The sequence below is a fragment of the Paenibacillus sediminis genome, assembly GCF_017873765.1.
In the GTDB taxonomy this organism is placed as follows: domain Bacteria; phylum Bacillota; class Bacilli; order Paenibacillales; family Paenibacillaceae; genus Paenibacillus_AG; species Paenibacillus_AG sediminis.
This window is the reverse complement of the sequence record NZ_JAGGKP010000006.1, coordinates 25,855-47,546: the sequence shown is the minus strand read 5'-3', so window position 1 is coordinate 47,546 and position 21,692 is coordinate 25,855. Positions and strand designations below refer to the sequence as shown.

General features: G+C 44.7%; 19 protein-coding genes, 1 pseudogene and 1 riboswitch. Of the genes and pseudogenes, 13 read left to right on the top strand and 7 right to left on the bottom strand.

What is annotated here, in order from left to right; all coding sequences use genetic code 11:
* Window positions 1–101: 101 nt before the first annotated feature.
* The 3 genes from J2Z20_RS12285 to J2Z20_RS12275 all read left to right on the top strand — a co-directional run bounded on the left by J2Z20_RS12285 (window position 102) and on the right by J2Z20_RS12275 (window position 2,564).
* Complete coding sequence (locus J2Z20_RS12285) at window positions 102–572, top strand: acyl-CoA thioesterase (protein WP_209850473.1); 471 nt, start codon at window positions 102–104, stop codon at window positions 570–572.
* A 72-nt stretch (window positions 573–644) separates the two neighbouring features.
* Window positions 645–725, top strand: a riboswitch (ZMP/ZTP riboswitch).
* Between the two features lie 71 nt (window positions 726–796).
* Window positions 797–1,957 (top strand): phosphoribosylglycinamide formyltransferase 2, encoded by a 1,161-nt coding sequence (purT, locus tag J2Z20_RS12280; protein ID WP_209850469.1) that lies wholly within the window; start codon window positions 797–799, stop codon window positions 1,955–1,957.
* A gap of 94 nt (window positions 1,958–2,051) precedes the next feature.
* On the top strand, window positions 2,052–2,564 hold the full coding sequence (locus J2Z20_RS12275) for an acyl-CoA thioesterase (RefSeq protein ID WP_209850466.1): 513 nt from the start codon (window positions 2,052–2,054) through the stop codon (window positions 2,562–2,564).
* A 60-nt stretch (window positions 2,565–2,624) separates the two neighbouring features.
* Here the strand turns inward: J2Z20_RS12275 and J2Z20_RS12270 are convergent, their stop codons facing one another.
* Complete coding sequence (locus J2Z20_RS12270; RefSeq protein ID WP_209850463.1) at window positions 2,625–3,956, bottom strand: MFS transporter; 1,332 nt, start codon at window positions 3,954–3,956, stop codon at window positions 2,625–2,627.
* A gap of 359 nt (window positions 3,957–4,315) precedes the next feature.
* Here J2Z20_RS12270 and J2Z20_RS12265 point away from each other — a divergent pair, with 359 nt between their 5' ends.
* Both J2Z20_RS12265 and J2Z20_RS12260 read left to right on the top strand, forming a co-directional pair.
* Window positions 4,316–5,401 carry a major royal jelly family protein gene (locus J2Z20_RS12265; RefSeq protein WP_245252323.1) on the top strand — a complete coding sequence of 362 codons (1,086 nt, stop codon included), beginning with the start codon at window positions 4,316–4,318 and terminating at the stop codon, window positions 5,399–5,401.
* 90 nt (window positions 5,402–5,491) lie between these two features.
* Entirely contained in the window at window positions 5,492–5,953 is a 462-nt protein-coding gene (locus tag J2Z20_RS12260) for a DinB family protein (protein WP_209850450.1), read from the top strand.
* Between the two features lie 72 nt (window positions 5,954–6,025).
* Here the strand turns inward: J2Z20_RS12260 and J2Z20_RS12255 are convergent, their stop codons facing one another.
* Together J2Z20_RS12255 and J2Z20_RS12250 are read right to left on the bottom strand one after the other, a co-directional pair.
* The gene (locus J2Z20_RS12255; RefSeq protein WP_342454308.1) at window positions 6,026–6,634 is read right to left on the bottom strand and encodes an acyl-CoA-like ligand-binding transcription factor; all 609 of its coding nucleotides are present in this window, start codon (window positions 6,632–6,634) and stop codon (window positions 6,026–6,028) included.
* A 64-nt stretch (window positions 6,635–6,698) separates the two neighbouring features.
* Window positions 6,699–8,121 (bottom strand): annotated as a pseudogene (locus J2Z20_RS12250) (DHA2 family efflux MFS transporter permease subunit).
* A 266-nt stretch (window positions 8,122–8,387) separates the two neighbouring features.
* Here J2Z20_RS12250 and J2Z20_RS12245 point away from each other — a divergent pair.
* The 4 genes from J2Z20_RS12245 to J2Z20_RS12230 all read left to right on the top strand — a co-directional run bounded on the left by J2Z20_RS12245 (window position 8,388) and on the right by J2Z20_RS12230 (window position 13,198).
* On the top strand, window positions 8,388–9,545 hold the full coding sequence (locus tag J2Z20_RS12245) for a CdaR family transcriptional regulator (protein ID WP_209850444.1): 1,158 nt from the start codon (window positions 8,388–8,390) through the stop codon (window positions 9,543–9,545).
* 178 nt (window positions 9,546–9,723) lie between these two features.
* On the top strand, window positions 9,724–10,578 hold the full coding sequence (locus J2Z20_RS18010; RefSeq protein WP_245252302.1) for a sugar diacid recognition domain-containing protein: 855 nt from the start codon (window positions 9,724–9,726) through the stop codon (window positions 10,576–10,578).
* A gap of 2 nt (window positions 10,579–10,580) precedes the next feature.
* The gene (locus J2Z20_RS12235; protein WP_209850441.1) at window positions 10,581–11,723 is read left to right on the top strand and encodes a glycerate kinase; all 1,143 of its coding nucleotides are present in this window, start codon (window positions 10,581–10,583) and stop codon (window positions 11,721–11,723) included.
* 44 nt (window positions 11,724–11,767) lie between these two features.
* The gene (locus J2Z20_RS12230) at window positions 11,768–13,198 is read left to right on the top strand and encodes a GntP family permease (RefSeq protein ID WP_209850816.1); all 1,431 of its coding nucleotides are present in this window, start codon (window positions 11,768–11,770) and stop codon (window positions 13,196–13,198) included.
* A 158-nt stretch (window positions 13,199–13,356) separates the two neighbouring features.
* Here the strand turns inward: J2Z20_RS12230 and J2Z20_RS12225 are convergent, their stop codons facing one another.
* Window positions 13,357–14,748, bottom strand: coding sequence for an APC family permease (locus J2Z20_RS12225; protein WP_209850438.1), 1,392 nt, complete (start codon window positions 14,746–14,748; stop codon window positions 13,357–13,359).
* Between the two features lie 278 nt (window positions 14,749–15,026).
* On the opposite strand from J2Z20_RS12225, the gene J2Z20_RS12220 reads away from it, so the two are divergent.
* Window positions 15,027–15,515, top strand: coding sequence for a DinB family protein (locus J2Z20_RS12220; RefSeq protein ID WP_209850435.1), 489 nt, complete (start codon window positions 15,027–15,029; stop codon window positions 15,513–15,515).
* A 33-nt stretch (window positions 15,516–15,548) separates the two neighbouring features.
* Here the strand turns inward: J2Z20_RS12220 and J2Z20_RS12215 are convergent, their stop codons facing one another.
* From J2Z20_RS12215 to J2Z20_RS12205, 3 genes are all read right to left on the bottom strand, one after another.
* Complete coding sequence (locus tag J2Z20_RS12215) at window positions 15,549–16,640, bottom strand: SDR family oxidoreductase (protein WP_209850432.1); 1,092 nt, start codon at window positions 16,638–16,640, stop codon at window positions 15,549–15,551.
* Window positions 16,641–16,691: 51 nt separating this feature from the next.
* Complete coding sequence (locus J2Z20_RS12210) at window positions 16,692–18,293, bottom strand: long-chain fatty acid--CoA ligase (protein ID WP_209850813.1); 1,602 nt, start codon at window positions 18,291–18,293, stop codon at window positions 16,692–16,694.
* Between the two features lie 205 nt (window positions 18,294–18,498).
* Window positions 18,499–19,182 carry a GntR family transcriptional regulator gene (locus J2Z20_RS12205; protein ID WP_209850430.1) on the bottom strand — a complete coding sequence of 228 codons (684 nt, stop codon included), beginning with the start codon at window positions 19,180–19,182 and terminating at the stop codon, window positions 18,499–18,501.
* Between the two features lie 193 nt (window positions 19,183–19,375).
* Between J2Z20_RS12205 and J2Z20_RS12200 the strand changes: the two genes are divergently transcribed.
* The 3 genes from J2Z20_RS12200 to J2Z20_RS12190 all read left to right on the top strand — a co-directional run bounded on the left by J2Z20_RS12200 (window position 19,376) and on the right by J2Z20_RS12190 (window position 21,671).
* Window positions 19,376–20,146, top strand: coding sequence for an amino acid ABC transporter substrate-binding protein (locus tag J2Z20_RS12200; RefSeq protein WP_209850427.1), 771 nt, complete (start codon window positions 19,376–19,378; stop codon window positions 20,144–20,146).
* A 94-nt stretch (window positions 20,147–20,240) separates the two neighbouring features.
* Window positions 20,241–20,900: an amino acid ABC transporter permease gene (locus J2Z20_RS12195; protein WP_209850425.1), complete on the top strand. Its 660-nt coding sequence runs from the start codon at window positions 20,241–20,243 to the stop codon at window positions 20,898–20,900.
* 15 nt (window positions 20,901–20,915) lie between these two features.
* Complete coding sequence (locus J2Z20_RS12190) at window positions 20,916–21,671, top strand: amino acid ABC transporter ATP-binding protein (protein WP_280921762.1); 756 nt, start codon at window positions 20,916–20,918, stop codon at window positions 21,669–21,671.
* Window positions 21,672–21,692 lie beyond the last annotated feature (21 nt).

The following is a 21,692-nucleotide window of genomic DNA, read 5'->3' as shown; positions in this document are numbered from 1 at the left end:
GGTATGATTCTTTTATATGGTAATAATTGGCTAGATAAAAATTGTTTAGTATAATCAAATTGAATATGAAGTTTACAATACATAGGGAAGTAGGAAGAACGATGAGACAAATATCGTATGTTCAGCCTGATCCGCAGGGATGGCTCCAAAAGTTCCAATTTTCAATTCCTATCAAAGTTCGTTATTCAGAGACGGATTTACTGGGACATCTCAACAATGTAAGCTATTTTATTTATTTCGAACAAGGCCGGGTGGATTATCTTGAGCATTTGGAATTATCAGATTCTCTCTTTAACCAAGAAACGATTTCGGTTGTTGCGGATTTGGAATGTCAGTATTTAGGGCAAATTTTCATAAAAGATCCGCTGAAGCTCCATGTAAGAATCGCTAAGCTTGGTCGTTCCTCATTCGATTTGGAATATGCAGTCGTCCAAGCCCTGACAGGTGAATTGAAGGCAGTCGGCCGAGGAGCTATGGTTTATATCGATACAAAGAGCGGGAAAAGCTTGCCGCTGCCAGACGACGCCCGGGCCAAAATCATTGCTTTCGAAGGTGCAAACGTAACAGTATGAATTTGAAATGAAATGCGATACGATATATTGCAATTCCTCGAAGATTTCAGTATGCTCAAGTTAACAACTTAAATGTCTATGTGTGACTGGCGGAGCATGGGTAACCATGAGGGAGCACATAGATGGAAGCGGCCGTACGCCTGGGCAGAGGTAAGGAGATTTATACTCCTTGCCTCTTTTTATGTTTCTACGCACTCTAATAGGATGAATTGGGGGATGAAGAAATGTTAACAACAAAGAAAATGCTGCTGCTCGGCGCCGGGGAATTGGGGAAGGAAGTCATTATCGAAGCTCAGCGGTTAGGCGTGGAGACGGTCGCGGTAGACCGCTACGCACACGCACCAGCCATGCATGTTGCCCATCGCAGTTATGTGATTGATATGCTGGATCCGGAGCGTCTGCGGGAAATTATCGAACAGGAAAAACCGGACCTCATCGTACCTGAGATTGAGGCATTAGCTACTTCCGAGCTTGTGAAGTTAGAGGAAGAGGGCTATCGCGTCATTCCTACCGCTCGTGCGGCGAAAATGACAATGGATCGCGAAGGTATTCGTCGGCTTGCCTCTGAGAAACTGGGACTACCTACAGCTGGGTATAAATTCGCCGATACGTACGAGCAGTTCGTACAAGCAGTCAAAGATATCGGCTACCCTTGCGTCGTCAAGCCTCTCATGAGTTCTTCCGGCAAAGGGCAAAGCGTTTGTCGTTCAGAGAAGGACATTGAACACAGCTGGAATATTGCGATGGAAGGCGGGCGAGTACAGAACGGGCGAGTCATCATTGAAGAGTTTATCCGCTTCCAGTCAGAGATTACGCTGCTTACAGTTCGTTCGGTGAGCGGGACGAGCTTCTGCGCGCCAATCGGGCATATTCAGGAGAACGGGGATTACATCGAGTCTTGGCAACCCCACGACATGACAGACAGCCAGATCGAGGAAGCAAAGCGCATCGCGAAGACAATTACGGACGAGCTTGGCGGATATGGTCTGTTTGGTGTCGAGCTTTTCTTAGCGGAAGACAAAGTGTATTTCAGTGAAGTTTCGCCGCGGCCGCATGATACAGGATTAGTGACGCTGGTGACGCAAAATCTTTCCGAATTCGCCCTTCACGTCCGTGCGATCCTTGGGTATCCTATCCCAGAGATTGTGCTGATGACGCCGGGCGCCAGCCGACCGCTGAAAGCAGGTCGTGAGCAGGACAATTATCGCATTACTGGAATAGACGAGGCGCTGTCCGTACCTAACACGCAGCTGCGTATCTTCGGTAAGCCGGTTACGAAGGTAGGACGACGAGTGGCGGTAGCGTTATCGTCAGCGGATTCGGCCCAAGAAGCACGTGCCCTCGCGAAGAAGGCGCTGGATAAGCTCGCTGTTGCCGAAGCATAATATCCCCTTTCTGCATTTTACAGTAATAAAAAATGAAAAAAATGTGCTACAATATATAGGAAACAAGTATAGGTCAAAAAAAGGGGATTACATCATGGAACCGGTCACATGTAAAACATCGCTTACGATTAAAACATCTCATGTCTTTCCAAATGACGTCAACAATCATGGTACATTGTTTGGCGGCGCTTTAATGCGCAACATCGACGATGTCGCTTCCATTTCTGCGATGCGGCACTGCCGTAAATCCGTCGTTACTGCGTCTACTGACTCTGTCGACTTTCTAAGTCCTATCGAACAAACCGATTCAGTATGTCTTGAATCGTATGTCAGTTATACAGGTAAAACAAGTATGGAAATTTTCGTTAAAATCATAGCGGAAAATTTATTTACTGGAGAGCGAAGAATTGCGGCAACATCTTTCTTAACTTTTGTGGCACTTGATGAGAATGGAGTTCCAACCCCTGTGCCACCAGTTGTTCCAGAAACGGCTGAAGAAAAAATGATGTACGAGACGGCGAAAGGCCGCGCGGATTTGCGCAGATTGCGCAGAGAAGAAAGTAAAAAATTCGCTCAACATTTAACGACAAATAAATATTGGGAATAAACAAAGTTACATAAAAAAGCTCAAGCTGAAATACGCTTGAGCTTTTTTAATGTCTCTTCGTCAGGCCGCTTGATTTACCAATTCTTTATGGTTAGATCGCCGGTACCACAGCAGCACGCCTAGTGAGCACAGACATACGAGCAATAACAGTTCGTACACGTGCCTGTAGGCACTAACAAGCGGGACATCTTGTTGAAATGCGAGAAGAAGACCGCACACGGCAACGGAAAAAGAGCCGCCGAAGAACTGAATCATCTGCAGAAGTCCCATACCAGAGCCGATCAGCTTTTTAGGCAGAATGCGAGATGTCTCGTTATTTAATGATGCAATTGTTGCAGAGAAGGCAGGCGAAAAGCATATGTAGCCTGCAAGAATAATGAAAGGCGAGGCAGCGAGATCGGCAGCAAACAGAGCTAACACGAAGGCAAGAATGCCGTGTCCGAGAAATAGAAATCGTAAGTTACCGTACCGATCAATCCATCGTCCGACAAATCGTGTTAAGAAAGCGGATAAAATAGCCCCAGGTGCGATCATCAAGCCGATGGCCATCGCTGATTTGCCGAATAAATTGGCTAGAGCAAGCGGCATAAGGAATAGGTTGCCTAGGTTAAGGACCAAGATACAAAAACCTACAGCCGAAAGTTTTCTATACGCTGGCTTCGTCAGCAAGGCCGGGTTAATAAAAGGTTCTTTCGCTCTCTTGAGATACGAAGCGTGAGCGATGAAAGAAACAATGCTGACGGCTAGCCAGATGACTGAGCGCTGCATTACAGCTGTCAAAAGTGTTGCCGCATTGACGACAGTCAGCGCAGCACCGAGAACATCAAAGTGAAAAGGCTTCGCCTGTTCTTTCGGTACCATACGGTACAGCACTGGAAGTATAACAAGAACGAGGCAAGTGACGGCGAACAATCCGTTCCACCCTAAGTATTCACTAATAAGCCCCCCAACGATTGGACCAAGCCCGAATGCCATCGCACTTCCTGAGGAAATCATCGCAATAGCTCTTCCGCGTCTTTCATAAGGAATATAACGACTCGCAAGAACGAGTCCAAGGCCAGCCATTACACCTGCGCCTGCCGACTGCAGAATGCGGGCAATCAGTAATAGATGAAATTCATGCGCAAAGATCCCGAAGACCGATGAAAGGCCGAGGACAGTTAACCCTACAGCAAGCAGTCTGCGAATCGGTATGGCGTCCGAAAGTCTGCTGTAAATGACGGTCGACAAGGCATAGCCGATCGAGTAGCTTGATATAACCCATGATCCGAGATCAGCTGAGATACTAAGATCTTGAATAATGCTCGGAATTGACACGTTAAACATCGTCGTATTCATCACCACAATGAACAGGCCGAACGTCCATACCGGCATCACGATTTTGTCATTCATATGTGTGACCATCCTATCTGTTATCAATGATTTCTTAAAGACATAATATTATTATTATACTTTCCAGCCGCTTTGACAAACAGAGAATCCGAATAATCAAAACATATATGGGGAATGTTACCTATCGTTTGCAAGTGCACAATAATTCTGATTTTCAGATGATAGGAGGTCTCCACAATTTGAGAAGTGCTGCCATATTTTTTTACCGAATATTTGTTGTCTTGCTATGTGTGAATATTATGTATCCGCTCACTGGGGCCGCAGCGCCTGCTCCTTCGCAGCAGGATTCAGAAAAAATCGGCCGCTACGAAGTCGTCTATCATTGGAACCGTCTGGACTGGAATTTTGCCGATCCAAGAATGAAGCAGCAATTTGAAGTGAACCAATATTGGAAGCAGTCTATGCCTGCAGGAATTAAGGTCGATCAGCAAGGCAACTATTATGTCTCCGTACCGCGCTGGGCGCAGGGCATTCCTTCAACGATGAATCGTATCGTAGTTAAAAATGGCAAGCCGCTTCTTGAAGCATTTCCAAGCTGGGAATGGAATAAAGCAGGAGATGTGAAAGTACTTCAATCCGTCTTAGGGTATGAAATTGACGAGAATAATCGCATGTGGCTACTGGATCAAGGTAAAATAGCATATAATCCTTCTCCGGATGGTTCGCAGAAATTGGTCATTTGGGATTTAAACAAGAACAAGCTCATCGATTCGATTAAAATTCCGAACGAGATCGCATCGTATCGGTACTCTTTTCTCAATGACTTGGTTGTGGACAACAAAAATGGCTTCGTCTATATTACAGATTCCGGGAATGGCGGGGGATGGTCGAGCCCAGTTGTCGGCGGAATCATTGTGTACAATATGAAGACGAAGACGTTCAGAAGAGTGCTAGATAGACACTACAGCACGCAGGATTATCCGGGCTTTGTGTTTGAAATTGTCCATAGACCGGTATTTAGAGACAGACCGATGAAGATTGGTTCTGACGGCATCGCCTTGTCTGCGGACCGCCGGACCTTGTACTACTGCCCAGTGACGGGACGGAATCTGTATGCCATAGACACTGCGCTTGTGAGAAATTTCAATACCCCGCTCGAGAAGATAAGTAGCTCGGTTCAAACGATCGGCAGTAAACGTACGAATACCGACGGGATGCATGCAGACAACCGAGGAAATGTATTTTACACGATGTTAGAAGGGCAAGGCATTGGAATTTATCATTCAGAGAGAAACAGATTCTATAAATTTATTTCTGACGATCGGATGCTGTGGGTAGACGGCGTGGCGTTTGATCAGAAGGGATCGATCATTTTTAATAACAATCGGCTTCACCAAATGTTTGAACGGAATCAGGACGATATGGATTGGAATTATCCGTACAATCTGATCATTTGGAGAGCTTTTGTCGGGAAAGATGTGAAGTCGTATCTATACGCTAATTAAGCAATATAAGTTGACATTATTTACAAGTAAAGTTATATAATAGAATGAAGTGTGATTTAAAGGAAGCCAAGGGCTTATTGGAGGTAGAACATGGGGAAAATCGATGGATATGTGCAAGGGTGGCTTCGGCATCGAAGTGTACTGCTTGAATTGCTTCAAGGGATTGATAACGAGCATACACACTTTAAACCTTGGAATCAAGCTTATTCACTCGGATCATTAGCAGTACATATTGTGAGTTCTACGGATATGTTCGTTCAGGCGGTGAAGAATGGGGAATTTGTACCGCCGTCTGCTTCTAATCCGTTTGAAACGATGGATGATGTCAGAAGAATTGTGCAGGAATATACGGAGAAAACAAAAGATGAACTCCAATCATTAACAGAGGATCAATTAGAACAAATTGTAGTCGTCAATCAGTTCTCCGCTCCAGGTAAAGCATGGATTAATACGGCAAAGGAACACGAAATTCATCACAAAGGCCAACTGTTTACATACACTCGAATGATCGGTGTTGAAAAAGTTCCTTTCTTTTTAAATACTGCTCTGTAATGCTGTAGTCTAGTGCAAAATAAGGACACCCCCTGGGTGTCCTTATTTTTCTTGAATGGTGTAAATTCCGTATCAATCAGGAAGAAGTGGAAAGCCAGCTTCCAGATGGGCTAGTGCTTCGTCAATCAAGGAAGGGTAGTCAGCGTCGGGCTTATCTGCGCTGTAGACTAGGATCGACATGATTACTCCTATCACCGCTCCAGCAAACGACATCACATAGAAGTCATCACTCTCTCTCCCTACTCGAACAGCCAACAGCTTCGCGATCATACGCAAAGTATCCGTCAATTGATTAAGTGAAGCGGCGCGCAATTCAGGAACGGAGAAGGTCAGTTCCATCCGTTCCCGAAGGGCTTCTTTCTCCTGTTCAGGAATCATGGCAAGTCCTTGATTCATAGCTCTCCGCAATGCTTGAATGGGGGTCAGCTCAGGAGGCTGCTCTTGAAACATTTGAATGAGGATAGGATCGTAATCATCTTCCAACACTAACGCTTCCTTGGTTGGGAAGTATCGAAAAAACGTGCTGGGGGAGATCTCCGCAGCTTCCGCGATTTGTTCAATGGTAGTCTCGTGATAGCCTTGTTCGCGAAATAGACGCAAAGCATGCTTTTGGATTGACGCCCTAGTCTTTATTTTTTTGCGTTCGCGCAATCCGATTTTTGACTGATCGTCCGTATTCACTGTGACACCTCCCCCCATCAATTTCTTCCCATAAGTATACCTGTTGTTGAACGGGTGGACAACTTTAGGAGACTTCTTCTGTTTGAGATCCACTAGCTTGACGAGGCAGGAAGCTCAGGGTAAGAATGACGCCGAGTAAGGCGATTCCGCCACATACCCATAGCATGGTTGCTTCTCCGTGAATAAAAGCGTTACGAACGTTATCAAGCAGCTCTTGGGAATTCAGCTTGTGGGCGACGGCGACACCAGCGGATACGCTTTGCCGTACCGTACTGACCACAGAATTCGGAAGTCCAGTCAAATCGAGCTGGCTTCTGTAGCTATAATTTAGAGTAGAGCCAAGAAGCGCCACGCCAATAGCTCCGCCGACCTGCCGCAAAGCCATAATAAGTGCAGAGCCAATGCCGCTTCTTTCGGCAGACAGAGCACTTAACGCCGCGTCCATTGCCGTAGGGAGAGCGAGACCTAGACCGATGCCGGTCACAGTAATCCACATTGCAATAAACCCGTAGCTGGTTTGTACGTCCGTAGTCGACCCAATCATCAGTCCTGCAGCCATGACTGCAAATCCTAGTGCGGCGTTCACTTTGGAACCGATGGCGGTTACAAGCAGGTCGGATACTTTAGCTCCTACAATCAAGCCGCCAATAAGCGGCAGCAAGCGTAAACCGGTAGTGAGCGCATCGGTCCCCCCTACAGCTTGGAAAAATTGCGGCAATGCGAATAATAATCCGAACAAGGCGAATGAGACCAACGTAGCCAATATAGATCCCCAAGTGAAGCTTTTCGAACCGAACAGGGATAGATCAATGAGTGCATGGCGGTTACGTTTTTGCCATAGGACGAAGGCTGTCAATATGATGAGACCGATAAATAGTGTGACTATTGAAATGGTGTCGTCCCATCCATTCTCTCCTGCACGGATTACGCCATAGGTCACGCTGACCAAGCCGATACTGGAGGATACAACGCCAATCAAATCGAGCGGGCGGTGTTCGCTGCTCCGGGATTCCGGCATCAGCACAGATATGGCAATGAGTGCGATAGCGACAAAAGGAAGGTTAATGAGGAACACGGAGCCCCACCAGTAATGCTCAAGAAGCCATCCGCCTACAATCGGTCCAAGAGGAATGCCAAGCATATTTGCCATCGCCCAAATCATCATCGCTTTCGTTCGTTCCTGTGGTGAGAACAATACAGGGAGCGCCGACATGGAGAGTGGGATCAGGAAGGCAGCACCAAATCCGAGTGCCGCTCGTGTAATGATCAACATCGCCGGAGAATCGGAATACCAGTGAAGCCGCTCCAAACAGGATGAGTGCAATGAGCAGCAGTTTCTTTCGCCCAAATCGATCTCCTAGCATACCGGCAGGAAGAAGCATGGCAGCCAGCATGAGGTTATACGAGTTGGCAAACCACTGCAGCTCGCTAGTCGATGCATGCAGATCTGTTGCCAAGGTCGGAAGGGCGACGTTAAGAACGGTCATGTCGAGGCCGACGGCAAGGAGGCCGAAAGACAGAGTCGCGAGCACCCACCATTTACGCTTTTCAAGGTTTTTCATTTTCAAACTCCACCTTTCGTATTTCACATTTGATAATGAGAGTTTATATAAAATGAAAGTTACTGTCAATATATATTTACATTCATTTTATTTAGGCTTGTCTAATTTCATGAATATCGTTATTTTCTTAATAAAGTGACATAAAGCGACATAAGGTGAATTAGTCCTTGGTTGGTTGGGAGGCGTGATTGATGATAGTGACGAAACAGCTTGCAGACATGATTGTGAAGAAGACCAAAGAACTAACTCAGATGAATATGAATGTGATGGACAAAGAAGGGGTTATTATCAGTTCCAGTGATCCAGAGCGGATTGGTAAGCTTCATGAAGGGGCGATTGAAGTTGTACGAACAGGGGAAGAAATCATTATTTCATCCGAAATGACGAATAGATGGGCAGGGACGAAACCGGGAATTAATATGCCTATTCTGTTTCATAACGAAATTATAGGCGTAATTGGCATTACGGGGCAGGAAGCAGACGTTATTCCTTTCGGTCGTGCTGTTAAAATGATGACGGAGATGCTTCTTCAGCAGTCCTATTTGACGGAGCAGATTGAGATGAAAGAGCGTGCCAAGGCATACCTTGTTCATGAGATGATTTCCGGCATAGAGCACTCTTCGATGGATATTTTGCAAGCTAGAGGACAATTGCTTGGAATCGACCTTACATTGCCTCGTTCCATCATGATTATTCAACTTGGAATGAATGACAGGGTGAGCGAGAGCTTCAATCAGAGCTATTATCGACTAATGGATATTACCCAATTGTTTCGCAGTCCGAAGCAAACGCTACTTGCGCAGTTCGGCCATGACAGATGGGTTGTTATTACCGAACTCTCGGCTTATAGAAATGAACAGCATGCCAAGAAGGATCTCATCGATATTTCTGCAAAAATAATGAAGACGATCTCTGACAGATTGCAAACGGATGCGCGAATAGCGCTAGGTAAGCTTTGCAAAGATGTGAACGAGCTTGGAAGATCGTTTCATGAACTGCTGCATATGTTGGAATTTGCTTGTAAGATGCCCATCAAAGAACCAATCATACACATCGATGATGCTTCACTGGAAATGATATTGTCAGAAATCTCGGACACTTCAAGAGAGCGAATGATAGAGGAAGAGCTTGGGGAGTTGATTCATTATCCGGATCTGATAGATACACTGCAAGCATTTTATGATTGTGACATGAATTATAGTGAGACAGCACGCACGATGGGGATTCACCGGAATACACTCATGTATCGTCTTGACCGAATTGATAGTTTTCTTAAGGCTAGTCCAAAACAGTTTCGGCAAGCCGTTCGGACACAATTAGCAATTCTGCTGTACAAACTAAATATGTAAGTGATTACAAACGAAAAATTTATATGCATTCTGCACAAAAAAATGGGTAAATGAGTCATTTTTCTAGGTTGATTTATACATTGAGGAAGAAAAATTACCTTTTGTATAATCATTCTATAATCATTGCATGGCCTCGTATGACTTTAAATTTCAGTCCAAAATTTAAGAGGTGATCAAGTTGTTGCTTTTTCAAAAAGAAGGTTTTTTTGATGAAATTGTACAGATTCTCCACGAAGAAACGGGTGAGCATGTCAACATTATGGGACCTGGGGGCGTCATCGTTTCCTCTACCCGCCCCGAACGGATCGGTTCTGTCCATGAAGCAGCCAAGAAAATTATGGACAAATTGATCGATGACGCGCTCGTAACGGAGGAGGAGGCACAGAAGCTTGAAGGAGTAAGAGCGGGTTGTAATCTGCCTATTGAATATAACGGCGAACGGATAGGCGTTGTAGGCATGTCTGGGGACCCGGCACGGATGATACAAATCGTACGAGTCGCTGTACGTACTGTTACTCTATGGATTCGAAATTATGAGCAGCAGGAAGAGAGAAATAAAACCGCGGATAATGTGTATAATCAACTGCAGCAAATGGCCGCTGCCATACAGCAGATTGGTGCACAATCTGAAGAATTTACTGTGGCAAGTAAAGAGGCGCTAAATGAAGTGCAATCCGCTGCTGAGCACATTCAGGCCATGGAAAAAGCACTTAATTTTATTAAAGAAACTGCAGATCACAGCAACTTGATTGGACTCAATGCTTCGATAGAAGCTGCACATGCAGGCGAGGCCGGAAGAGGATTTGGTGTAGTCGCCTCAGAAGTGAGGAAGCTCGCTGCGAACAGTCATAATCATGTCCAAATTATTCGCAATCTTCTAGCACAGGTGAACAGCTCCTTTGATCGTATTTCAAAACAGGCTCAACATAATGAAATAAGAACTCACGAACAACATGCTGCGCTGCAAGAAATCGCTTCTTATGTCAATGAAATTGAGAATGTGATGAGTACATTGAAGGAAGGGGTTGACTGAGCGTGAAAATTGTCATTGCACCTGATTCTTTCAAAGGAAGTCTCTCAGCCAAGGAAGTAGGCCTCGCGATTGAGAGAGGAATTAAAAGAGTCAATTATGAAAGCGATATCATTGTAATTCCTATGGCAGATGGCGGCGAAGGAACGATGGAATGTTTGATTGACGGAACAAACGGACAATTTGTTGAAGCTGTCGTGCAGGACCCGCTGGGGAGAGAAATTAAGTCGGGGTTCGGGATTTTAGGAGATGGCACGACATGTGTGATCGAAATGGCAATGTCTTCAGGATTGTATCTCATTGAGGAGTCTGAACGAAATCCGCTCCTTACAACGACATACGGATTTGGTCAACTGATTAAGGCCGGTCTGGACCAAGGATGTCGGAAATTTATTCTTGGTGTGGGCGGTAGCGCGACGAATGACGGCGGGGCAGGGATGCTGCAAGCGCTCGGAGTGGATCTGCTTGACGCCAAAGGTCATCCAGTAGGCTATGGGGGAGGTGAACTAGGCAAAATTGCCGAGATTCGCTTAGAAAGATTAGATGCCCGTATTGCAGAAAGCAGCTTTATCATTGCATGCGACGTAGATAACCCGTTCATAGGTCCAACTGGTGCATCGGCTGTATTCGGTCCTCAAAAAGGTGCAACGCCCGTGATGGTGCAGCAGCTTGATCGTAATTTGCATCATTTTGCTGATTTGATCGAAGAAGCGATAGGGAAATCGATTCATCATCTTCCTGGGGCTGGCGCTGCAGGCGGTTTAGCTGGCGGCATTGTTGCATTCATGAATGGGCAATTGGAAGCAGGTGTTTCGATTGTATCTAAAGTGACAGGGCTGGAAGCTGCAGTGAAGGATGCTGATCTGGTCATTACTGGCGAAGGGCAAGTTGATTTTCAGACGGCAAGAGGAAAGACACCTTGCGGTGTCGCGCATGTGGCTAGCAAATATCACGTGCCTGTTATTGTACTGGCAGGCTCTATTGGACAAGGGATTGAAAGCTTGTACGAGCATGGTGTATCTGCCGTCATAAGTATTCTGAACCGGCCGATGAAGCTTGACGAAGCAATGGGTTTAACGGAATCACTGCTGGAACTGGCCGCAGAGCAAGTCATTCGTATTTACCAACTTAAAGGGGGATTACAATGAACAATCAAGCAGGCTTTAGCGCAGATGTTATTGGGTTAGGTCCGATTTTGTTAGTACTGCTGCTGTTATGTATTATCTTTATCGTCTATGCCACCGCAAAATGGAAGCTGCATCCGTTTCTTTCAATCATCTCTTCGACATACATACTTGCACTTGGAACGAATCTCATTGGCAAAATGAAGGGCGTGGAAGGCGGTCCTATCATTAAAGACATTGGGGCTACAATTACAGGCGGGTTCGGCGGGATTGTTACCAGTATCGGTCTTGTTATTATTTTCGGGACAATTATTGGTAAAATTCTCGAGAAAACAGGCGCTGCCGTTAAAATGGCTGAAGTTGTACTTCGTTTGCTAGGTGACCGTCATCCAGCTATCGCAATGTCCATTATCGGATGGATTGTCTCTATTCCTGTATTTTGTGATTCAGGTTACGTTATTCTGTCTTCTCTTAAAAAATCACTTGCAAAACGGTCAGGCGTTAACGTCGTTACGCTGTCTGTTGCTCTATCTACTGGTCTGTATGCTACTCACACATTGGTTCCGCCGACACCAGGACCGATTGCAGCTGCAACGAATCTTGGTATCGGACCAGATGGTCTGTTCTGGGTTATTCTCATTGGTCTCGTTGTTTCCATTCCGGTTGCACTTGCGGGTCACATTTGGGCTAGAAAGGTTGCGGACAAGCTTCCTTCTACGCTTGAAGAATCGACGGAGACGTTCGAAGAATACAAGAAACGTTTCGGCAAATTGCCTTCCGCATGGGCAGCATTTGGACCGATCGTCGTGCCGATTATTTTGCTCGCTATTGGTTCATTTGCGAACTTCCCAGTTGGCGTAAATGAAGCAGGGGACAAAGTACTGCTTACCAGCGGCTTCACGAATACGGTTCTTACCTTCTTAGGTGCTCCTGTTAATGCACTGTTCATCGGTGTATTGCTAGCAATGTTCACATTGCTTCCTAAACGGGATGAAGAAAATTTAACAAAACTCATGGGTGAAGGTCTTCTTGATTCCGCAATCATTATTATGATTACTGGAGCAGGCGGAGCACTCGGCGGGGTCATTAAAGCGACTCCAATCGCGGATTACGTGAAGTCGTTAATTAATGGAAATGCTGCATTTGTCGGCGTAGGCGCGCTTATTCTAGCGTTCCTCATTGCCGCTGTACTGAAGACAGCACAAGGCAGCTCTACGACATCCCTTGTCGTTACTTCAACGATCATGATGCCGCTGCTTCCATCCCTTGGACTTGATGCTATGGCAGGCACTGTCCCGATTGGGCAAATGCTTACCGTTATGGCAATTGGCTGCGGAGCTATGGTTGTCAGTCATGTCAATGACTCGTATTTCTGGGTTGTTACTCAGTTCTCAGGCATGAAGCTGAACACTGCATACCGCGCACAGACGATGGCAACGCTCGTACAAGGTATTGTGGGGATTATTGTAGTAGCGATCCTCGGTGTTATTTTCCTATAAGTCATAAAGATGAACGTAAAGAGCCTGCTGATACTTTTGTCAGCAGGCTCTTTTTTGTGCGGGCACAATCCTAAATAAGCTCGAATGGCTTCGTTCCCATGATTCATATATAGAGGAAAAAGGAGATGATTCACAATCATCTCCTTTTCCAGTGCTCTCTATGAAGCATTGTATCTTTTTTCTTTTGTTCCTATTCGATAAAACCAAAAACCTAAAATAGCAAATATGATAGGTCCAACAACAAGCGGTGCATATTGTGAAATGGTCGTATCAGGAGCAGGAATTAATGTTAATACAATGGTTCCTATAACGGACAATAACCCAATGCCTGAAACGAAATAGGCTAATTTATTATTTTTTATTTTAAACGGTCTGACTGCTGCATGGTCTGTCAAACGAAGCTTGATATAAGCACAAATTAAAAAGATATAAGGAATAAAAAAAGCGAGAGTTGCCATAAGAATCAGCATATTCAAAGCTTTAGATATCGTCGGAACAAACCCAGAAAGCAGTAATATAATGGAAATACCTACGGCTTGCAAAAGAATAAGGTTTGCGGGCATATTTGCTTTATTCGTTTTTGTGAGAACTTTGGGTAGAACCGTCTTTCCGCTTTCATAGAACATGACATTTGGATTCAAAATTAAAAATGACAATGCGCCCAAAGTTGAAACTACAAAACATATTGCAAGAATCTGCGATAAATGAAACGGTAAATTGAACTGTTTTGTGACTTGATCAGCAAATAAGTATAAAGCCGTTGCCGTTTGATCTGGTTTGATGTTAATGACAAATTGAAAAGCGATTGTACCAATAATATAAACTAATCCTATAATCACTGAAGAATACCAAATGGCTTTTGGAAATGTTTTTTGCGGGTTTTTTACATCTCCTGCTATGGTTCCAAGCATTTCCACACCTGCGAAGGCAAACATCAATGTGGACAAAAACATGACTGTATCGAGTGAAAGGTTATTAGGTGTAATCGTCCGTACTGTAAATTCTGTTGCTGAATGATGTCCGCTTAAAATACTGGCTAACCCAAATCCAAAAATTAAGATGACTGGCGCAATGACTCCAAGTGGGGTTCCAATTGCCGCCAGCTTCTCGCTCATTTGCGTACCACGCAATGTTAACAACGTAAAAACCCAGAAAATAGTAAGTGATATAATCGTCGTTAACCATGTGTTATGAATAAGTTGCTGTTGATTAATGGCATAAGCAATATTTATCGTTATTCCGAGTAAGAGAGAAGGATAATAGGTGAAGTTTGCCACCCAATAAAACCAAGTGGTTAAAAAGCTTGCTTTTTTGCCAAAGGCACGGTTTACCCATGCGCTTATTCCTCCCTGTTCAGGGTAAGTCGTCGATAACTCAGCTACGATTAAACTAATCGGAATAAAAAATAGGAATGCAGCTACAATCCAAAATACAATAGCAGAGGGTCCAACTGTAGCAGCAAAAGGGATATTTTTTAAACCTAATATTGTATTTATACTAATAATAGATAACCCTAATACACCAAGTTTCTTTTTTTCTGTAGACTTCATAGTTGTAGTTGTTCACCTTTCTAACGATGTTTTAATTTATCACATTAAATAATAATACTTGCTTGAGAATAATTATTCAATTCATTTTACTAATACAATATTTGGATTGATTTAGATTATTTTGCCAATATTATACCCTTATTCTGAAATATCAATAAATTGTTCAACAGATCAGTGTACAAATTTTAGAGGCCAACTAGAATCTTTGAGAGTATGTTAGTATACATATATACAGTGCCGATTCAGTCTTGTAAGGTTACGAAAAAGGAGGGTTCAACGTGGAAGAAACCCAAAAAGCCCGTGAGCAAATTTGGCAAAGTGTCAGTGATTTGTCTGATCAACAGTTGAATGAGCATGTAGAAGCCGGTAAATGGTCGATTATGCAGGTGTTAGAGCATCTTTACTTAACGGAGCAGACTGTTCTAAAAGGGATATCTAATGCTCTAGAGAGTGAAGAGAACAATCCCACAGAACCGAAACCAGTTCATTTAGTCGTTGATCGAACACGTAAGTTGGAAGCGCCTGCGCATCTTGTTCCGTCAGACACGTTCACAACGTTGCAAGAAATAAAGAGTAAGTTAGACCAATCTCGAGAGGCATTGACAACTCTAGTTGCAGGAATCAGTGAAGATGATCTTAAGCAAAAATCGTTTCAGCATCGGAATCTTGGATTGTTGAACGTAGAACAATGGATTTCATTTATTGGTTATCATGAAGGGCGGCATTTGGCTCAAATTGAAGAATATAAAGAAAAGCTCAAGCAGTAATTATGCTTGAGCTTTTCTTTATTCATGGGAGGCTTAGCGAACCGGAATCATTTTATCAGGATCATGGCGATGCTCCTTATAGAAAGACACAGCAATTTGAATGTAGTCCGCAAAATCAGGGCAGGAAACGCCGGAACCTTCTAAATCCTTCGCAGCTTGTGTCGTGTCATAATCAGCAGGATGATTGAAGTACGCAATCGTCTCCTTTTCAACACTTGTCCATCTTCGGAAGGAAGGGATCGACAGGGCTGATGAAATAAAGGAAGCAGGAACGGTCCACGAAGGCTCTTTTCCGATCAGATTACGGCAAATAAGGGCATACGCTTCTCTTACAGGATAAGGACTCGGATCGGTTAGGTGGTATACTTTGTTTTCCGCGACTTCGGCATGGGCCAAATAACTTGTAGCATTAACGATATAGTCAACAGGTACAAGGTTCAACGTTGCCTCACCCTTCCCAACATAGGGAATCGGAAACGCAGCGAACTTATCAAGAAAGCGCATGGCAAAATAGGGTCCGTCAAACTTAATCGTTGCCCCAGTCTGAGAGTTGCCCATGACAACGCCGGGACGAATGATCGTGGTAGGAACCTGGCTCCGAATCTGCTGGACAAGTACTTCCGCTTCGTATTTAGTAGATTCGTAATGATTTTTAAAAGTTTGCCCCATCTGCAGTTCGGTTTCAAGTACCCGACCTTTCCGTTCTCCGGATACGTATGCGGTGCTGAAATAAATGTATCTTCTAAGGTTATTCAGCGTGAGTACCCAATCGTTCACATGGCCTGTCCCGATGACGTTGACCTTGTAGGCGAAATCCTTTGGTACCGCAAGATCGTAAATGGCTGCAAGGTGGAACACATAGTTCACCGTATCTCTAAGCGATTCTAGAGTGATCTCATGAAGACCGAGGTTTGGCTGCGTAATGTCGCCTTCAAGAAGCTCAAATTGTTCTCTATGTAATAGGCCGTCTGTGAGCAGCCGATCGACTGCTTTATCCGCTTTGTCCATCTGACTGGGATGAATGAGCAATTTAAATTGTGCTTCATTATTTTGGATCGCGATGTTCTTTACAATATTTGCAGCTAAAAATCCCGGAAAGCCAGTGAAAAAGTAAGTTGTGCTCATTAGAGTCCTCCTATAAGGAAGAGCCTACAGTGTAGGCTCTCAGTCTTTTTATTATTCTGCTACTGGAGAGTAATGCTCCTGATACTGCTCTCTCAGCTGACGCTTAAGGAACTTGCCTACAGATGTCTTCGGAATTTCGGTAAGGAAGACGACATCGTCCGGAATCCACCATTTTGCAAAGTTTTGACTTAAGAAGTGCACAATTTCATCTTTGCTGACAGGATGATTCACAGGGTCCTTCAGCACCACGAAGGCAAGAGGGCGTTCAGCCCATTTCTCATGCGGAATGCCTACTACACAAGCCTCGAAGATTGCAGGATGCGCCATGAGATGATTTTCCAGGTCAACAGAAGATATCCACTCGCCGCCGCTTTTGACTAAGTCCTTCGATCGATCAACTAATTTCAAATAGCCCTCTGAATTGATGACTGCAATATCGCCCGTATTAAACCATCCGTCTTGGAAAAAATCATTCGTGCGTTCATCCTTGTAATATTCATCAGCAATCCACGGGCCCCTAAGCAGAAGCTCTCCCATTTCTTGACCGTCCCATGCGACTTCGCCGTTTTGTCCAACAATCTTCATTTCAAGTCCTGGAACAAGAAGCCCTTGGGTAGAGCGAAGATCGAGCAGTTCATCCTTGGGCAGATCTTCTTGATAGCTCTTCACCTTCGCAACAGTAACAAGCGGACTCGTCTCCGTTAAGCCGTATGCGTGGTAGAATGGAATACCGTACTTATACTCAAAAGCTTCGATGATGCTGCGCGGTGCAGCGGACCCTCCGCAGACAAGAGCTCTAACCTTCGAGAGATCGAACGGTTTCTGTTCCATAACTTTGAGGGCGGCCGTCCATACGGTCGGTACTCCCGCAGCGATCGTCACTTGTTCTTCTGCAATTAGATTCAATAACAATTCAGGCGTAGGAGCCGGCCCCGGGAGAACCTGTTTACTGCCAAACCATACCGCGGCAAAAGGTAATCCCCATGCATTCACATGGAACATCGGCACAATAGGCATGACAGCATCTCTTTCAGACAGACCAAGCGTATCAGCTAGCCCTATGCAAAGGCTGTGAAGATAAATGCCGCGATGCGTATAAATGACGCCTTTCGGATTGCCCGTGGTGGCAGATGTATAGCACATGCCCGCTGGAGAGTTCTCATCAAGGTCTATAGGGTATTCGAAGGAAGGATTGCCGTCCGTAATTAACTGTTCATAGGAGTATAGGGGTTCTAAGGAGCTAGGGGGCAACGTTTCTTTGTCAGTCATTAAGATGAAGCCTTCGATCGTTGTCAGCTTGTGCTGAATTCGCTCAATAATAGGCAGTAACGTCTCGTCGAATAGTAAAAAGCGATCTTCCGCGTGATTCAATATAAAGGCGATATGATCATCCGGAAGGCGAATGTTGACCGTATGAAGAACTGCACCCATACACGGAATGCCAAAATAAGCTTCCAAGTGGCGATGATCGTTCCAAGCAAATGTCGCTACGCGATCGCCTCTTTGTACCCCGAGAGCCTGCAAGCTGGATGAAAGCCGCCGTGTCCGTTTCGCAAAATCCGTGTAAGTGTACCGGAATATTTGAGCAGCGGTTCTTGATACAATCTCCTTGTTCGGGAACAACATTTCTGCTCTCTCAAGCATCGAACGCATCGTTAATGTGAACGCTTTCAAAACTATACCCCCTCAGCCTTATAGGATTTAATAATACTGTATTACTAATATTGAATAGTTCGAGAGAGTATGCTTTTATTCCTCTTTTTTGGAAATGGAAAGAATAATAGAAACGAAGGTAATCCATCATATAGATGTGGACAAATAAAGGCTGAGAAAGAGCAGGAGTACGCTCTTCTTCAGCCTAGTTGTTTGGAATGCTCTTAGATAGGGTTGTACGCGAATCGGCAAAATAAATTAGGACGCCTTCATGAATCCGCTCAGCATCGCCTGACGCCAGCCCCTCGATAAGCTTCTCATGCTTTCCAATAACGGTTTTCACTTTCTCGTCGCCTTGTTTGAACACATTTTCAGTGGTGATCAGCATAACGGTCATCACCAGCTGACGGATATTTTTCCATAGGTGCAAAATTCTCGTATGATTCGCTTCGGTGATGATCGCTTCATGGAAGGACAAATCTTGATACGAGAATTCGACAATATCATGATGCTGCGCCGCTAGTCTCATTTTATCAACGATTTTTCCGAGTGTATTAAGAAGTTCGCTGATGTCAGAACCGACGAGACGCTCTTGAACAAAACTTTCAATTAAATAGCGGAGATCATACAGCTCGCCTACATCTTTCAGGCTTAAACCAGTTACGACAGCCCCCATCCGTTCTAGACGGATCAATCCTTCATTGGATAAGGTTTTCATTGCTTCTCTGACAGGGGACCGGCTTGTTCCGAAATCAGCGGCAATCCGGTTCTCCGATAAAACCTCGCCAGGGCGGATCGTCCCACGAATAATTTGTAGTCTTAATTCACAAGCGATGGATTCTCCAAGGGATACGCCTGATAACCATGAAGCGGGGTACTGCTTAATCATAATAACTCTCCTATTCGTGCCACATTTACAGATTGTAATTACATTCTACAATTCTAACATGAATAATTTTGTTGTTAAATACCTAACAATTCCTCTCGACTCTTTCACGATGCTATGTTATCATAAGACTCTGATAACGTGGTAACGAACTAAAGCGTTTATACAAAAAGGTTAATATTTTGGAGGGGACATAATGAAAAAGACAGCATTGCTAGCCATCATTTTTGGAATGATCATGACTGTGTTAGCCGGATGCTCAGGCGGAGCAAAGGATGACAATAAGTTAGTCATTGGGATTGACGACAAATTTGCACCTATGGGCTTTAGAGATGATAAGAACCAGCTCGTGGGATTCGATATTGACTATGCGAGAGCAGCTGCTAAGAAAATGGGCAAGGAAGCTGTTTTCCAACCGATTGACTGGTCTGCCAAAGAGTCTGAGCTGAACAGCGGCCGAATCGACTTGATTTGGAATGGATACACGATCACAGATGAACGCAAAAAGAAAGTGTTGTTCACGAAGCCGTACCTTGCTAACAGCCAAGTCGTTGTTGTACCCGCAAAATCACAAATTACGAAGCTTGAAGATTTAGCGGGTAAACAAGTCGGACTCCAGTCTCTTTCTTCTGCAGCTGATGCGCTGAATGCAAATCCTGTTAAGTCTAAAATCGCTAAAGTTTCCGAATATCCAGATAACGTGCTTGCCCTAACGGATTTGAAAACAGGACGTCTTGATGCGGTTGTCATTGACGAAGTTGTGGCAAGATACTATATGGCGAAGGAACCAGGAACTTACAAACTTCTTGATGAATCACTGGCTCCAGAACAGTATGGTGTTGGTGTGAAAAAAGGTAATGAGAAGCTTCTGAATGAACTTCAAAAAGCGCTGGATGAACTGAATCAAGATGGAACAGCCGCGGAAATCTCGAAGAAATGGTTCGGAGTAGATAAGGTCTTAAAATAAAAGCCTTCTAGATTACAGAATAAACAAATTAAAGAATAGAAACCGGATGATTGAAATAAATCCGGTTTTCTTGTACTTAGGAGTCGAAAGAGAAATGAGTTTGGATTATATATCAAGTATTATGCAGCCGTTGCTGCAGGGAGCAGAGACGACGATCATTACCTTTCTGATTGTGATTTTGCTGTCTCTTCCTCTTGGGTTTCTTATTACACTCATGGCCAAGAGTCGTGTCAAACCGCTCGCTTGGATCGCACATACGTACATCTATGTGATGCGGGGAACGCCACTTATGCTGCAATTGCTATTTTTCTGCTTCGGTCTGCCGCTTCTGCCGGTGATCGGACAATATCTCGTCATAGACCGCTTTGTGGCAGCTTGTATTGGATTTGTACTGAACTATGCGGCTTATTTTGCGGAAATTTTCAGAGGGGGACTGCTCTCTATCGACAAAGGTCAGTATGAAGCGTCACAAGTGCTTGGATTAAGTAGATGGCAGACGATGTCCAAGGTCATTATCCCTCAGATGATCCGAGTAGCACTGCCAGCAGTAGCGAATGAGTCCATTACTTTGGTGAAGGATACAGCGCTTCTGTATGCTGTCGCTGTACCTGAGCTGCTCCATTATGCGCAGACGGCGGTCAACCGTGACTTTACGATTGCGCCATTTGTAGTCGCAGGTGTAATCTATTTGCTTATGACACTTGTACTGACACTGTTCTTCAAAGCACTTGAGAAACGTTTTAAATTCGAATAAAAGGACTGTCTAGAGATGACAAGTATGATTGAAATACACAATTTAAAGAAATCGTTCGGTAATTTGGACGTACTCCGAAAGGTTAATTTCTCCGTTGCGCCGGGGGAGGTAGTGGCTGTTATTGGTCCGTCCGGTTCCGGGAAAAGTACAATGCTGCGCAGCCTAATCCACCTCGAAGAGGTAACAGGCGGAAGCATTCGTATTCAGGGTGAAGCTTTAGTCGAAGACGGCAAATATGCGACCCCTGCGAAGATTAAGAGCATAACTTCACGGATGGGGATGGTGTTCCAGCATTTCAACCTATTCCCGCATCTGACGGTGCAGGACAATCTAGAGCTTGCTCCGAAGACGGTGAAGAAGGAGAACGCGGCGGAAATACGCCGCAGAAGCGAGGAACTATTAGCGAAGGTAGGACTAGCGGACAAAGCGAATGCTTACCCTGCTAATCTCTCCGGGGGACAGAAACAACGGGTAGCGATTGCGAGAGCGCTTATGATGAAGCCGGAAATTCTGCTGTTCGACGAGCCAACCTCTGCGCTAGATCCCGAACTTACCGGTGAGGTGCTTCGGGTCATTAAGCAATTGGCGGAAGAGAACATGACGATGATTATCGTGACGCACGAAATGAACTTCGCAAGAGACGTGGCTGATCGGGTTATTTTCATGGATAACGGCGAGATTGCTGAAGAGGGCACGCCTGAACAAATTTTCGGCAATCCGCAGCTTGAGCGGACGAAGTCATTTTTGAGCAGAGTAGAGATTATGGGGTAACAATTTGGTGGAGAATAAAGA

Bases quoted from the DNA above. Each gene is read 5' to 3' on its own strand.
- J2Z20_RS12225 (WP_209850438.1), bottom strand. From the start codon at position 14,748: ATGAAGTCTACAGAAAAAAAGAAACTTGGTGTATTAGGGTTATCTATT.
- J2Z20_RS12210 (WP_209850813.1), bottom strand. From the start codon at position 18,293: ATGCGTTCGATGCTTGAGAGAGCAGAAATGTTGTTCCCGAACAAGGAG.
- J2Z20_RS12270 (WP_209850463.1), bottom strand. From the start codon at position 3,956: ATGAATGACAAAATCGTGATGCCGGTATGGACGTTCGGCCTGTTCATT.
- J2Z20_RS12265 (WP_245252323.1), top strand. From the start codon at position 4,316: ATGAAGCAGCAATTTGAAGTGAACCAATATTGGAAGCAGTCTATGCCT.
- J2Z20_RS12215 (WP_209850432.1), bottom strand. From the start codon at position 16,640: ATGAGCACAACTTACTTTTTCACTGGCTTTCCGGGATTTTTAGCTGCA.
- J2Z20_RS12275 (WP_209850466.1), top strand. From the start codon at position 2,052: ATGGAACCGGTCACATGTAAAACATCGCTTACGATTAAAACATCTCAT.
- J2Z20_RS12260 (WP_209850450.1), top strand. From the start codon at position 5,492: ATGGGGAAAATCGATGGATATGTGCAAGGGTGGCTTCGGCATCGAAGT.
- J2Z20_RS12205 (WP_209850430.1), bottom strand. From the start codon at position 19,182: ATGATTAAGCAGTACCCCGCTTCATGGTTATCAGGCGTATCCCTTGGA.
- J2Z20_RS12195 (WP_209850425.1), top strand. From the start codon at position 20,241: ATGAGTTTGGATTATATATCAAGTATTATGCAGCCGTTGCTGCAGGGA.
- purT (WP_209850469.1), top strand. From the start codon at position 797: ATGTTAACAACAAAGAAAATGCTGCTGCTCGGCGCCGGGGAATTGGGG.
- J2Z20_RS12285 (WP_209850473.1), top strand. From the start codon at position 102: ATGAGACAAATATCGTATGTTCAGCCTGATCCGCAGGGATGGCTCCAA.
- J2Z20_RS12245 (WP_209850444.1), top strand. From the start codon at position 8,388: ATGATAGTGACGAAACAGCTTGCAGACATGATTGTGAAGAAGACCAAA.
- J2Z20_RS12200 (WP_209850427.1), top strand. From the start codon at position 19,376: ATGAAAAAGACAGCATTGCTAGCCATCATTTTTGGAATGATCATGACT.
- J2Z20_RS12190 (WP_280921762.1), top strand. From the start codon at position 20,916: ATGACAAGTATGATTGAAATACACAATTTAAAGAAATCGTTCGGTAAT.